A 13,442-nucleotide genomic window follows, 5' to 3' on the forward strand; every position below is an offset into this window, starting at 1 on the left:
GCCCTATCCCGGGAATACAAAGCTTCTTTAAGCACTTAGGACTTAATAAAAAATAAAGTAAGCTCCTCCCGGTTATGAAACAGCTGCTTCGCCTTCTGCAAGGCCAGCTCCGGCGCCAAGTCTCCCGTAAGCTCCCGCACCGTTTGAAAAGGCTTCTTATGCATCAGCTTAAGCGTGATAATGGCGGTACCGCCGCTTTGAAGCGAATAGAGCAGGCCTTTGATCAATTTGCCCATCTGCCGCGGGCTCCAGCTCATATCGCATACGAGCAGATCGAACGATTGCTCCTTGAACCGGACTTCTGCGGCGTTTTTTTGCAAAAAGGTCAGCTGCGGATGCCGCAGCAGCGAAGCGTCCAGCTTGGCCGGATCGACCGCCGTCACCTTCACCCCGCGCTCCAGCAAAAGCGAGGTCCAGCCGCCCGGGGCGGCGCCGATATCGAGTGCGGACCGGTACTGGGAATAATCCAGCCCGAAAGTCCGCTCCGCCTCCAGCAGCTTGAACTTGGCCCGGGACACTTGTCCTTCTTCCTTGCGGAAGCGGATGGCCCCGCCGGACCAGTCGCTTAAGTTCTGTTCCGGCTTCGAGACTCCGACATAGGCGGTATCCTCAGTAAGAAATACGGATAGGATGACATCGGCATCCTTCACAACCGGAATAGCCTCGTATCGTCCGGCAAGCGCTTCGTCGATCGCCTGCTTGCAAGCCCCGGCCGCGATGCCGGAGCCGACCTGCTCCGTCTTGCGGACTTGAACGGCAAATTTCGTTCCGGCCTGCAGCTCAAGCTCCCGCTTCTGCGCGGCGAAGCCGCCGAGAGCCTCCACCGTGCCGTCCCATTCCAGCTCCGCATCCACCGGCTGCATATGGCGCAGAAACATCGGCTCCCGGTCAAGAAGTCGCTGCGTCGCCTCCTGCCTGCCCGCCGGAACCATAAACAGAAATATTTCGGAAGGAACCAGGTGGCTGAACCGGGTTCCGGCTTCGAATAAACGGCGGATTTCCTCCTGCGCATGCTGCCCGAAGCCGTGATTCGCCGTTCCTATGAAGGTGCTGTAAACCGTCTCTTCCGTCATTACAGCACCTTAATCCAAGGACGTCCCTGGAACCATTCCAGGCTGAAGGGCACTTGAAACGCCTTGAGCAAATTCTCTTCGTTCAGCACATCTTCCTTCTTGCCCGAGGCTATGATCCGGCCTTGATCGATCAGAGCCACATGCGAGAACATCGGCATAATTTCTTCAATATGGTGCGTCACATACACGACCGTAATATTTTGCTTGCCCAGATCGTTGATGTTTTCCAGCAGCCTCTCCCGCTCGAACAGGTCGAGTCCGGAGCAAGGCTCGTCCATAATCAGAATGCGCGGACTTGTCATTAACGCCCTCGCCAGCATGACCTTCTTGCGCTCTCCTTGAGAGAGCGTGCCGAGCGGCTGGTTAGCCAGATGCGCGAGCTTAACGACCCCCAGCATTTCCAGCGCCTTCTGCCGCACCTCCGCCGGAATTTCTTGATAAAACCGCAAAAATCCGTATTCCCCGGTAGCGATAACCTCCCACACCGGATCGCCCGGGTTCAGCTTTTCGTACAGCGACTGGCTAATATAGCCGATTTGCTTGCGCACTTCCCGGACATCGCATTCTCCGTACGTATGGCCCAGCACCTGAACTTTGCCGCGGCTCGGAAACTGGTAGCCGTTAATAAATTCCAATATCGTCGTTTTCCCGGAGCCGTTTTTTCCGAGAATGACCCAATGCTCGCCGTCGTTCACCCGAAGCTCAACATCCGATAATATAGACCGCTCCTCGCGGATAAAATGAATATTTTCCAAAGATAAGACCTGCATGAAACCATCACAACCTATTCTAATTTAATTAATGGGGCTAACCATCGGTTACTGCCGTTCCCCTTGCGGGCCGACGGCGCCTGCCGCGCTTCAGGAACGGTCGGCTATGTAATGCAGCCTCTCGTAAGGCACGGGGCCGCGGGAGAGCTTAACCCCTTCCGGGACGCTTTGGTATAACAGTTCGTACATCGATCTTCGCCCGCTAATACTGGAGCTGTGCAGATAGATTTCCCGCGGGTAGCACTGCTTGGCGATCATGAACAGAACGACGTCCATTCCCGTCGGCTGATCCCACCCCAGGTCAAAATCGAGAGACAGCACGTCGACCTCGCCGTCTTCCAGCAGCAGCTTGCATTCTTCCGCGGTGCGAGCCGAAACGAAGCCCTTGGGACATGCCCTCATATCGTCCAAAAAAACATGAATGATGGTAACCACGCTCCTGCCATGAAAAAATAGGTTGATTCTGGAGGAACGCAATAAGTCAGAAGCGCCCCCGGCGCAGCTTTCCGGCAATGATCCCTGCCTCCTGCGGCTCCGCCGTCTGCCGAAACGGCCAATATGCTCTCGAAGGAGCGAATGCCGGCCGTTAAGCGGCGGCGTCAAGGCTTGGCGTCTATTTCCGCCAACGCGCGCACATACTCGATTTCGGGAGCGTGGCTGCCCCCGTACGGCACCGGCGTTTCGAGAATAACGGGCACCTTCAGGCCGCGGAGAAAACGCAAGCTTTCACGGAAGCGCTTCTCGCCTATTTCCCCTTTGCCGATCATCGCATGGCGATCCTTCAGCAGCCCTCCTGCATACCTGGAGTCGTTCAGATGAACGGCCGTCAAATGGTCGAAGTAGCCCAGCCGTTCGGCTGCGGCCTGCAGCTTCTCCCACCCTCCCGGCTCCGCCGGCCACAAGCCGCTGGCGTAGGCATGGCATGTATCAAAGCAAAAACCGATATGCTCCCGGCGGTCGGACAGCGTGCGAATCTGCACAAGCTCTTCTATCGTCGTTCCCATCAAAGAGCCTTCTCCCGCCTGATTCTCTATGAGCAGCTTGGCCGCCCCCTGCCAGTCCGCAAGAACCTCATGAAGACATTGTATAATATTTTTGTACCCTTGTAACGGGTCCGTCCCCTTATATTTGCCGAAATGGACGACGACGCCCAGCGAACCGCATGCTTCGGCAATCTCCAGATCGTTGCGCAGCGACAGTACGCAAGCTCTGCGCAGCCCTTCGTCCTCCGACGCCAAATTAGTCAAATAAGGCGAATGAGCGATCGAAACGATGCCGTGCTCCCGGCAAAACGCGGCGCAAGCTGCGGCATCCTTGCCGCTCCACTGCTTGATAGTCAGGCTGCGCGGATTTTTGGGAAAATACTGATAAGCGGAGGCTCGCATCTTATATGCCGTTCTGGCCGCTTCCAGATAACCGCGGCGTATGCTGAGATGGCACCCGATATACATGCTCATCCCTCCTAGCGTTGACAGTTCAAGCAGCAAAACGATTTTTTGGAAGACACGTCGCTGCGCTCCAGCAAACGGCCGCACCGTACGCAAGGCTCTCCCTCGCGGTCGTACACCTTGCACCTGCTGTCATAGCCGCCCGTCAGCCGGTCGCCCGGAAACAGCGGCATATCCATGTATCCTCCATAACGCGTCGCTTCCGATAAGACATGGCGCATCGCGTGGAACAGCCGCTCCAATTCTTCCTCCGACAGCTGCTGGCACCGCCTGGACGGCAGCAGTCCCGCTTCAAAGCAAATTTCATCGGAATAGCAATTGCCGATGCCGGACATGACGCTCTGATCCACCAGAACAGATTTGAGCGCCCCCTTATGCTGCCGCAGCAGCCCGGCGAAGCGTCCGGCCGTAAACTCCGGCTCCATCGGCTCGGGGCCCAGCTTGCTCAGGAACGCTTCCGCCTCTCGCTCGCCGTACAAATGCAAATAGCCTAAGCGCAGGCCGATAAAATAAAGGCGGAGCGCTTCGAAGCTCAGCGTCACTTGAACCGTCCGCTCCGGCTTCTCCTCCGCCGTACCGAGGAACAAAATGCCCCCGAGCATTAAATGCAGCACAAGCACCTGCGAGCTGCTCAAATGAAACAATAGATGCTTCGCTCTCCGCTCCATCCTTTGGACGGACGTGCCGATCAGACTGCGCTCGAACAGAGCCGGCGGCACGTTGATCGACTTCTCCCGCTCCACTTGGACGCCCGTAATGACGCGGCCTGCCAGTCTTTCCTGCAGCAGCCTCTTGTAATTCTCCATTTCCGGAAGTTCCGGCATACCATGCACTCCTTCTATAAAGCGTGGCGATATGAGGTGCGGCCTGCGGCCTCTTTTTTACCACTCTTCTATAAGTGAAATTATTGCAGCGAAAACCGTCATCCTCCGCCGCCTTTATCTCCTTATATTTCCATATCGGAGCGAATTTATGCCTTTCCTTGCCGCTAGATCAGGCTGTCCATCCAATAGCCGGACTCCTCGCGCGCGGCGCGCTTCCGGCCTGCAGAAGCTCCCGGCACGCTGCGCTTGCTGCGCCCCGCCTGCTCTTCCCGCTCCAGCTTCCGCCTGAGCCGTTCGATCCGCTTCTCCATACCGGCGAGGACCGCCTGCTGCTTGCGCTGCTCGTCCGTCAGCGCCTTCTTGCCCCTGAGGGCGGCCGCCTCCTGCCCGCGGGGCCGCAGGAGCGATTGGCGCAGCCGCGTTTTGCCGAGCGCCTGCTCGGCGAACTCCAGAGCGAGCGCAAGCCGCTTCTCGCGATGCTCATAGTGCATCGACAGCTCGATATACGGCTCCGTCGAAGCCGTGCCGCGCTGCCCCTTGCGCTCGACATAAGCGGACCACAGCCGCGCGGCCTCCTCATACCGATGCCGCTGTTTGTACACTTGCGCCAGCGGCAGCAAATACTCCGCGGCCTCTTCTCCCTGCTCGGGCTGCAGCAGGAACGTCCGCAGACGTTCGAAGATCGGCTCGGCGTCCGTTTCAAGGCCCAGCTTGTCAAACCATAATCCGAGTCTGTACTGTTCCTCCAGCTCCATCTCCGCCAGATCGTATTTGCCCTGCAGCACGCGGGAGAAATGGATCGACAGCCCCGCCAGCGACAGCAGATCGAGCTCGTTATGTACGAATATTCCTTTGACGACGGACACGTCCTTCTCCGCCAAATATTGAAAATATAACGTAGGGGCGAGCGAACCCGGAACGTCCTCTTCCCTCGTTACATGCAGCCGTTCCTCCTCGACCTTGCCGAGCCGGCAGGAAGGCAGCGTATGCCTCCACAGGCTCCGGGACGGATACAGGAAGTCGAGATGGCCGGCGATATCCGGCTCCGCAGGCATCCGGTTCAGAATGTAGCGGTTTTTGATCAGCGGCCAATCGAACGTTTTGCCGTTATAGGAAACGAGGTACGGATGCCGCTTCAGCCGTCCTTCCAGGTGGTGCAGCATCGCCAGTTCCTCGCCGGGATTGCGAATGAACATTTGCTCTACGACAAGCCGCTGCCCTTCGTAGAACCCGATCCCGATCATGAACGGCACGTTGCCCGCGCCGATGCCGAGCCCCGTCGTTTCCGTATCGAGGTACAGCAGCTGTTCATAGGAAAGCCCGCTTAGAACCGCCTCGACATCCCCCGGCAGCAAAATGGACATCAGATAGTCCGACTGCCCTTGCAGCTCATCGAGCCGGTAGCGGCCGTGGGAATAAGAACCTTCGTACGCGACGCGCCTGAGCACGAAAGATCCCCGTTCGTTATGCTCCAGATGCGCTCCTATCGCCGCCCATTCGCTTCCGTCAGCCGCGGGCTTCGCCTCCGATACGACGGCGTCCGCTGCGGCGGCGCCTTCCGGCTCGGCCGAGGCTGCGCCTGTGCCGCCCGGCTTCTTATGACGCAGCAGCTTCTCGCGCAAACTGCTCAATCGGATCGCCTCCCTTCGTTTATAGGAATCCTAACAACTCCACGCTTTGCCGCTTCGCGTTCATCCCTTCGATTTCCGTGCCGATACAGGAAGGGCAGCCGTCTTCGCAAGGGCATTTGCGAATCAGGCTTCTCGCCGCCGCCTTGATTTCGTCAAAACGCTTGTAGACATCTTCGGCAAGCCCGATTCCGCCCGGATAATGATCGTAGATGAAGATCGTAGGAAGCTGCGTATGCTCGGCGCGGATTTGCGACACGACGTGAATATCGCTCCGGTCGCACATCACATGTATAGGAACGATGTGTCTGAGCACATTGGATATGCCGAGCAGAAGCTGTTCCAGCGTTTTCGTTCCGAGCGACGGGTCAACCTCCTTCAGCTCGATCCAAGTCGCGCTAGTATGCAGTTCTTCTTCGGGAAGATGGATGGGGCCATACCCAATATTTTCCATTGTCGTCAAACGGATTTTTTTGAAAATGGTCGGCATCGCATTCACTACGACGTCGCCGTAATGGATCGCGGTCGTCCGCCTGCTCTCCGTCCGGTCCGTCTCCAGCACTTTGAGCTTTACGGCCAAATTCGCATCGGTGTAATACTCCACGTCGACTTCCCGCACATAGGCCTTCTTATGCTCCCAGTCCAGCTTTTCCACTTGATACTGCGTGCCCTCATGCAAATAAATCGCCTCGTCGTGCAGCAGCGTCATCGCGCTGAACCGGTCCATTTCCCCGATAATCTTGACGTTCGCGACATCCGACTGATCGATGATGACGACATTCTCCTGTGCCGCCGAACGCAGGCTGACTTCGCTGGCCGGAAACGACTGGTTCGCCCAATAAAACGTATCGCCCGCATGATGCAGCACCCGTTCTTCCACTAGAAACTCCAAAATATCCTCAATCTCCAGCGGGCCGAACTCTTCCCCTCGCTTGAAGGGAAGCTCGTACGCCGCACAGCGCAGGTGATCGACCAAAATAATCAGATTTTCCGGGTTGATTCTGGCCGATTCCGGGGAACGGTCAAAAAAGTATTCCGGATTTTGCACGATATACTGATCGATCGGCGTATTGCCGGCGACCATCAGAACGAGGGCTTCCCCGTGCCGCCTCCCGGCCCGGCCCGCTTGCTGCCATGTGCTTGCGACGCTTCCGGGGTAGCCCGTCATAATGCACACCTGCAGCTGCCCTATGTCTACGCCCAGCTCCAGAGCATTCGTGCTGACGACGCCCATAATCTCCCCGTTTCTTAATCCTCTTTCAATTTCTCGCCGCTGCTTGGGCAAATAGCCGCCCCGGTAGCCCCTTACGGACTTGGCTCCAAGCTCGTTTTTGACCAGCTCCTGCAGGTGGCTCAAAATAATCTCCACCCGTACCCGGCTTCGGGCGAACACGATCGTCTGCACTTTATTGGCCAAAAATTGCCGGGCCAGGCGGTTGACCTCAACCGTCGAGCTCTTCCGGATATTCAACGGCTTATTGACGACCGGCGGATTATAAAAGACAAAATGCTTCCGCCCCCGGGGAGCCCCGTTATCGTCGATGAGCCGCATCGGGCTGCCGGTCAGCTGCTCCGCCAGCTCCTTCGGGTTCGCTATCGTAGCGGAAGTGCATATAAACCGCGGACTGCTCCCGTAAAACCGGCAAATCCGCCGCAGCCTGCGCACGACGTTCGCCACGTGGCTGCCGAATACCCCTCTATATGTATGCAATTCGTCAATGACAATATATTTAAGATTGCTAAATAAACTGACCCACTTCGTATGATGAGGAAGAATCGCCGAATGCAGCATATCCGGGTTCGTAATGACGATATGCCCGACGCTGCGCACAAGCTGGCGGATCGCCGGGGACGTGTCGCCGTCGTAAGTAAAGCTCTTGATATCAATCCCCATTTCGGCGATGATCTCGCTTAGTTCGCTCTTCTGGTCCTGCGCCAGCGCCTTCGTCGGAAACAAGTACAGCGCGCGGCTCCCGTCGTCCTCGGCGATCGCCTGCAGGACGGGAAGGTTGTAGCATAACGTTTTTCCCGAAGCGGTCGGGGTGACGGCTACGATATTCTCGCCCCGGCGCACGGTTTCGTACGCGGTATGCTGATGCGTGTACAACCGCTCTATTCCTCTTTTGGCCAAAGCGGCTTGGATTCTACAATCCACGCTTTCCGGCAATGGCCTTGTTCTCGCTTCTTGCGGTTCGACTTCATGCCAATTCACTATATTTTCATCGCCCTTTAATTCCCGGATCAAATCGGAAAGCGATTGTTTTCGAATCATTTGTTTATCCCCCACCCGCAGAACGATCGTTCCCCCAATATACATTCATTATATCGAATACATGTTCGCTCTTCAATGGTTTTGCCGGATTCGGCCCCGCAAGAGCAGTGTTTACGGGAAATCCCCTTCCCGTCCCCGCTCGACAGCATCTGGGTTTCACCCTATTTTTTTGTCGCACCTCACCTAAAATGACCAAACGCCGTCGAATGATCGTACGGCGCGAGCGGTTTGATATTTGAATTTTCAGAAAATTTTGTCGGTTCCTGCGCTTTCCCGGGAAAAGTTCATTCCCCGCATGGCTCCGCCTTTACACTCATCGCCTTTTGCCTTTATGATAGAACTAATTTTTTTGGAAGGAGAAACAGCTTGTGCGCAATCGAAAGGCATTATTTTCGCTTATTATCACGATCTTCCTCATGGCCGGTTCGGCGCTTTACGAGAAACTGGGACTGCCCGTCAGCGAGCTCCCGGACCGCTCGGCCGTAGTTCAGCTCATGTTCCCGGCGGACCGCTATCCCGAGACGGCGGCCCACATCAAGGAAGCGATCCGGGCCGGACAATCCCGCATTTGCACGATCAACCGCGGGGGAGCCGAGGAGAACCGGAAGCATTCGCTTCACGACGTTCCCACCAAGAAAGGCTACGACCGCGACGAGTGGCCGATGGCCATGTGCCGGGAAGGCGGCCAGGGCGCCGATATCAAGTACATAACCCCCGCAGACAACCGCGGAGCGGGCAGTTGGGTGCAAAATCAGCTTGACAAGTACCCCGACGGCACCGAAGTTGAATTTATTGTAAAATAACACATATAATCCCTTTTTTTCTGATTCACTTTTCTCCACTACAGCAGAAGAAATGAGCCGACGCGTGAATATGCTTTATTACGCGCAGCATGAAAACATCGTCTGAAGGAGCCGGCGATGTTTTTATTTTCTCTACGTTTTCTGCTTGGCTCACTTTATGCTCTGTCTCAACAAGTTCGCCATATCATCTAAATATTTCGTTAATCGGATGCTTATTTCTGAACGGACCACGTCTCGGACGATGCCGAATCGTTCTTCGTAGCCGCGGCAAATGATTTTGTAATAAATCACCAAATCAACCTGTTCATCCTTGATTACTTTTATATTCCGCTTGCTTAATTCTTTTCGAAGAGCGTACATGTCCTTAGTGATTCTATCCATAAGCACCTGTGCAGATACTAAAAAATGCCGGCGCAAGATGCCGGTGGAATTCTTTATGTCGTCCGCAGCCCTTTGGACCATCGTAAGCAAAAGAGGCAGAAGAACATAATCTCTGACCATTGTGAGCTCATCGCCGGTGGGCCGTCCCTGATTCTTGGGTTCATTACGCTTCTCGTATTGCTCCACGTGTTCCGTGAGTGCCATTTTCGACTTCCATCTTTCATTGCCATCCAATTTGCTCATGCCCAATGCCCCCCAATCTGTGCCGCTCTTTCGAATGCTTGCGCTGTTTTTTGCAGGGATGACGCTCGAATAATCGCAGTGAGGCCGAAGCGCTCTTTAATTGCATCGATGGTTTTGGCGCACCTAATGAGCTTTTCCCGGTCCTCGAACAAGTCCAGCTGGTAAGTTTCATCGCCGGACAAGCCAGTAAGGGTGATGTGCAGCTGAGTGAGCGGCATACCTTGCCAATGCTCTAAAAACAGCTTCTTAACGGCGGAGCCTACCTCATGCTCTAAATAAGTGGGCCGCATCAAGCTCATTTGCCGACCAAAATCAAAGGATCGGCTGCCATCCGTTTCAGCGGCTCCAACTCCGATGACGCGCCCCATATAACCGTATTTTCGCGCACGGCGGCATACTTCGATCACTAGCTCAATCATGAGGGGCTCAATATCTTCGATCGTCTTGTATAGGTTCCATTTAAGAGCTCTTCCGTTATTGATCACCTTGATTTGACTTCTCATGCCTGCGACAACAGGACTCGGGTCGATACCTCTCGCTGTTTGCCAGTAATATTCCGCTTGTATATCGCTTTGCCGTCCCATCCGATAACGCAATCGCTGCTTGAATTCACCTAAATCGAGCCGGGCAATATCGCCAATCGTTCGAATGCCCATGCGCATGAAGTGACCCGACATACGGCTGGCAACCATAAACATCCGGTAAACCGGCAAAGGCCACAAATCGGATTCGATATTATCGTTAGAGAGGGTGTATATCCCCTCTAGTCTCTTTTTCGCGAAATTATCCGTGGCCATTTTTGCTAATATTTTCGTTGGCCCGATGCCGACACGTGACCAAACACCGGTGGAAAGATGCACTCGCGTCTGAATTTGGCGAGCTATTTCTTCTGCGGTTCCAAACAAAGCAATCGATCCTGTCACGTCCAGGAATTGTTCGTCTATGGAATACGGCTCCACTTGATCGGTAAATGATTCGTAAATCTCTGTAATTAGCAGCGATACGGCAATGTAGGTTGCCATCCTCGGCCGAATGACAACCAGATCCGGACATTTGGCTTGAGCCTCGCCGACCCGTTCGGCTGTCGTAACGCCTCGTGCTTTGGCAATCGGGCATGCGGCTAGAATGATACCCGACTTTCTGGAGGGATCTCCTACGGCAACGGGTTTATCGCGGCATTCCGGGTGCGCAGCTTTCTCGACCGAAGCATAAAACGATTGGCCGTCCGCCAGCATAATAACGCGTCTCATCTTACCCACTTCCCTTTAACCTGATGACTTCAATCTGTGCGCAAATACGGAACATATGTTCTGTATTATCTTATTCAGGATAGCGAACGAATATTCCGATTGCAAGAGGTATTTTTTCACAGTTGCTTTTTAAACGCAAAAAAATTCCCTGACATCTTGAAGGACGTCAAGGAACCTTGGACTTGGAACTCCTATGCATGTATACCCACCCTAGCCGCCGTCCCAAAACCGCGGACAACGGAGAGCTTTCTGTTCGTAATCTGCGCTTTCCCGGGAAAAGCTTAGAGCAAATCCGAGGAATCGTCGTAGTCGAAGCGGATTCCATCCTGAGCGGCCGTCAGCTTGGGAGACCCGTTCATCGCCGCCTGCGCATTCGTCTGCAGCTTGCCCAGCACCTCGCGGTACTGTTTGACTTTCGATTCTTTCGACTCTGCGTTGATGGCCAACTGCAAAGCTTGTTCGATTACGGCAATATCATGACTGGTAAAATCCATGCCGCACTCCCCCTTGAGAATCAATTTTCACTTATTTAGTGTATCCCAAAATGAGGATAATCATTCCTGCTGCGCCATCAAATTGCACACGATGCGTTAGGAGTCTGTCCGACGGAGTTACGTTTGTGCACAGCGAATGAATAATGACTGCCTATTTTGCCGCTAACGCTGCATAATGACTGTCATTTTACATGTAACGTGGTTCATCGGACAGACTATACGCTTAGACAAAAGGCGGGTCCCACATTTTTTTGCGCCAGCCGAGCGTATGCTCGCGTACGTTCAAATTGCGGTCCAATCGGACATCGACCCCGAAGGGCAGCCGATGATTGTACCAAAAGCGAACGTCGCGCCACTGGACCACATAACCGTCCGGCTGCTCCGTGCAGCTGACATGCACCCGCTCGGCGAAATAGAGAAACGCCCGGACTCCGCCCGCCGCCATGGTCGCTTGAACGACCGCATTGGAGGAGCCTTTGGCATATTCATCCTTGAGACAGACATCGCCGTACAGCAGCGTTCCCGTATAAAAATGCGAATCCGTCTCCATCACGAACTGCCACCGGAACCAGTGCATTCCCGGCATAACTTGGCAGATCCCTTCCTTCCCGAGAACGGCGCGCACCCGCTTGACAACCCAGTCATGATGCGCTGCGCGGGCGGCAATATAGACCGCCGTAGCCGCGTAAATCCATGCAAACATAACGCCCGGCCGAAATCCATCCTCCGCCAGCCACCAAACGAGCAGCCCCGTGCCGTGCAGCAGAAACAGCGCCGGATCGAATACGGGCAAAATGTCCAGGTGATGCCATCTTTTCGACAACGGACGAAAGCACTGTACGCCGTATACGTTAAGCCAGTCGAGAAGCACGTGAAACGCCACGGCGATAAAAGACCAGGCCAGCACATACAGCGCCTGATCCCATATATGAAACAAAGAAGCGATCGGCACCGTCAAGATCAGCGGCCAAACGAGCAGCGCAGGCAAGGAGTGCGTCACGCCGCGATGAAACCGGATGTACGCGGGGTAGCCCTTGAGTCTTGCGATCGAATCGATGTCAGGCGCATGCGACCCGATCAAAGTTGCCGTTAGAATCGCCTGCGTCAGCTCAGGCTGCTGCGCCGCGGCAGGCTCCAGCATGGCAAGGCCCGCCAGCGTCGCGCCGAAAAGCAAATGGCTGCCCGTATCCATGATTTCCCTCCTCACAGGATAATTGCGCAAGGGGCCGCCCAAGGCGTTCTCGGCCCCGCAGCCTCTGCCGCGAAGAAGGCCGCACCCTCAACTAAGCGGTATGGGAGCGCTTCGCTTTCATCTCGTCTTCCTCCCAGCGCTCCTCTGCGTTAAACCAGTAAAACCATTGCTCCGGGTGCCGCCGGATCACTTCTTCCATATGCCCGTTCAATAGTTGAGCGGCCTCGCTTCTTCCGGAACGGGAGTACGCCGCATACAAATGCAGAGGCTGCCCGAAAACGAGCCGATGGACGAAACCGCGCTCCCTTATGCCGTAGAACGGGATTACGGGCGTCCGGCTATCGATGCCCAGCATAGCCGCTCCTTCCGGCGTCCGGGTCGTTCTCCCGAACAACCGGGACTTGGGAAACGAAGGCCGGTAAAAATCCCCGAGAATAAACACAACGCCGTTAGAAGCCAGATGGGCGCGCAGCTTCTTCATCATCGCAAGCGGCGGAGTCCGGTCGTAGTCGAACCCCGGGCAGCCCAATCGGGCAAAATGCTCGTAGAGCGGCAGCAGCTCGGCGCTTCCTGCGGTCGCTATCGTCAAACAAGAGTACCTTTGGCACAAATACCAATAATAGTAAAAAAAATTGCCGCAATGCGGCGTATATACGATAGCGCCTCGTCCCAAGAGCAGCGCTTCCTCCAGCCGTTCCTCCCCTTCCGCGCGGAAACGCCACCGCTCGCTTCCGGGAAGACGCTCCGATTCCAGCATGATTTCATACAGCGTGATGACCAGATTTTGAAAAAAACGCCTGCGCAGCATCTTGATCTCGCTTCCCGGCAGCCGCTCCAGTAAATCCTCCATGTTGAGCCGCACCTTCGCTGCCACCCCGTTTGCCGAAGCGGCGCATAACGCCGTGCCGAGCCAGCGGCAAATCCAAAGCATCAAGCGCCGCGGCATCCAGCCGCAGCAGCGCGAACACGCCTTAATCAGGCCTTGCCTGCGGGTTATCGATTCGATCCATTCATACACAAGCAATCCCTCCCCCAAACGCTTCATTGCCGCAAAGATAAACGGC

At 55.3% G+C, this 13,442-nt stretch carries 13 protein-coding genes; 1 reads left to right on the plus strand and 12 read right to left on the minus strand.

Annotated elements, in window-relative coordinates; translation table 11 throughout:
* Nucleotides 1-35: 35 nt before the first annotated feature.
* From N0M98_RS13285 to N0M98_RS13315, 7 genes are all read right to left on the minus strand, one after another.
* Complete coding sequence (locus tag N0M98_RS13285) at nucleotides 36-1,073, minus strand: 23S rRNA (cytidine(2498)-2'-O)-methyltransferase RlmM (RefSeq protein WP_249863861.1); 1,038 nt, start codon at nucleotides 1,071-1,073, stop codon at nucleotides 36-38.
* Nucleotides 1,073-1,843 carry an ABC transporter ATP-binding protein gene (locus N0M98_RS13290; RefSeq protein WP_259618154.1) on the minus strand — a complete coding sequence of 257 codons (771 nt, stop codon included), beginning with the start codon at nucleotides 1,841-1,843 and terminating at the stop codon, nucleotides 1,073-1,075. Before N0M98_RS13290 ends, N0M98_RS13285 begins: the two co-directional genes overlap by 1 nt.
* Before the next feature lie 90 nt (nucleotides 1,844-1,933).
* Nucleotides 1,934-2,269: a cyclic-phosphate processing receiver domain-containing protein gene (locus N0M98_RS13295; RefSeq protein WP_249866163.1), complete on the minus strand. Its 336-nt coding sequence runs from the start codon at nucleotides 2,267-2,269 to the stop codon at nucleotides 1,934-1,936.
* Between the two features lie 173 nt (nucleotides 2,270-2,442).
* Nucleotides 2,443-3,294, minus strand: coding sequence for a deoxyribonuclease IV (locus N0M98_RS13300; RefSeq protein ID WP_249863863.1), 852 nt, complete (start codon nucleotides 3,292-3,294; stop codon nucleotides 2,443-2,445).
* 11 nt (nucleotides 3,295-3,305) lie between these two features.
* Nucleotides 3,306-4,115: an Fpg/Nei family DNA glycosylase gene (locus N0M98_RS13305; protein WP_249863864.1), complete on the minus strand. Its 810-nt coding sequence runs from the start codon at nucleotides 4,113-4,115 to the stop codon at nucleotides 3,306-3,308.
* Nucleotides 4,116-4,279: 164 nt separating this feature from the next.
* Nucleotides 4,280-5,746, minus strand: a complete 1,467-nt coding sequence (locus tag N0M98_RS13310; protein WP_259618155.1) for a ribonuclease H-like domain-containing protein — start codon at nucleotides 5,744-5,746, stop codon at nucleotides 4,280-4,282.
* A 19-nt stretch (nucleotides 5,747-5,765) separates the two neighbouring features.
* Complete coding sequence (locus N0M98_RS13315) at nucleotides 5,766-8,012, minus strand: DEAD/DEAH box helicase (protein ID WP_259618180.1); 2,247 nt, start codon at nucleotides 8,010-8,012, stop codon at nucleotides 5,766-5,768.
* Between the two features lie 419 nt (nucleotides 8,013-8,431).
* Here N0M98_RS13315 and N0M98_RS13320 point away from each other — a divergent pair, with 419 nt between their 5' ends.
* Complete coding sequence (locus N0M98_RS13320; protein WP_259618181.1) at nucleotides 8,432-8,818, plus strand: NucA/NucB deoxyribonuclease domain-containing protein; 387 nt, start codon at nucleotides 8,432-8,434, stop codon at nucleotides 8,816-8,818.
* A gap of 150 nt (nucleotides 8,819-8,968) precedes the next feature.
* Here N0M98_RS13320 and N0M98_RS13325 read toward each other — a convergent pair whose 3' ends face one another.
* From N0M98_RS13325 to N0M98_RS13345, 5 genes are all read right to left on the minus strand, one after another.
* Nucleotides 8,969-9,442, minus strand: a complete 474-nt coding sequence (locus tag N0M98_RS13325) for a YhjD family protein (RefSeq protein WP_249863866.1) — start codon at nucleotides 9,440-9,442, stop codon at nucleotides 8,969-8,971.
* A complete protein-coding gene (locus N0M98_RS13330) occupies nucleotides 9,439-10,692 on the minus strand; it encodes a DNA polymerase IV (RefSeq protein ID WP_259618156.1) in 1,254 nt (417 codons plus the stop codon). Before N0M98_RS13330 ends, N0M98_RS13325 begins: the two co-directional genes overlap by 4 nt.
* Nucleotides 10,693-10,973: 281 nt before the next feature.
* Entirely contained in the window at nucleotides 10,974-11,186 is a 213-nt protein-coding gene (locus N0M98_RS13335; RefSeq protein ID WP_259618157.1) for a hypothetical protein, read from the minus strand.
* A 223-nt stretch (nucleotides 11,187-11,409) separates the two neighbouring features.
* Nucleotides 11,410-12,378, minus strand: coding sequence for a metal-dependent hydrolase (locus N0M98_RS13340; protein WP_259618158.1), 969 nt, complete (start codon nucleotides 12,376-12,378; stop codon nucleotides 11,410-11,412).
* A gap of 91 nt (nucleotides 12,379-12,469) precedes the next feature.
* The gene (locus tag N0M98_RS13345; protein ID WP_259618159.1) at nucleotides 12,470-13,396 is read right to left on the minus strand and encodes a lysophospholipid acyltransferase family protein; all 927 of its coding nucleotides are present in this window, start codon (nucleotides 13,394-13,396) and stop codon (nucleotides 12,470-12,472) included.
* Nucleotides 13,397-13,442: the final 46 nt, after the last annotated feature.

The sequence above is a fragment of the Paenibacillus doosanensis genome (genome assembly GCF_025060755.1).
Taxonomy (GTDB): Bacteria; Bacillota; Bacilli; order Paenibacillales; family NBRC-103111; genus Paenibacillus_S; species Paenibacillus_S doosanensis.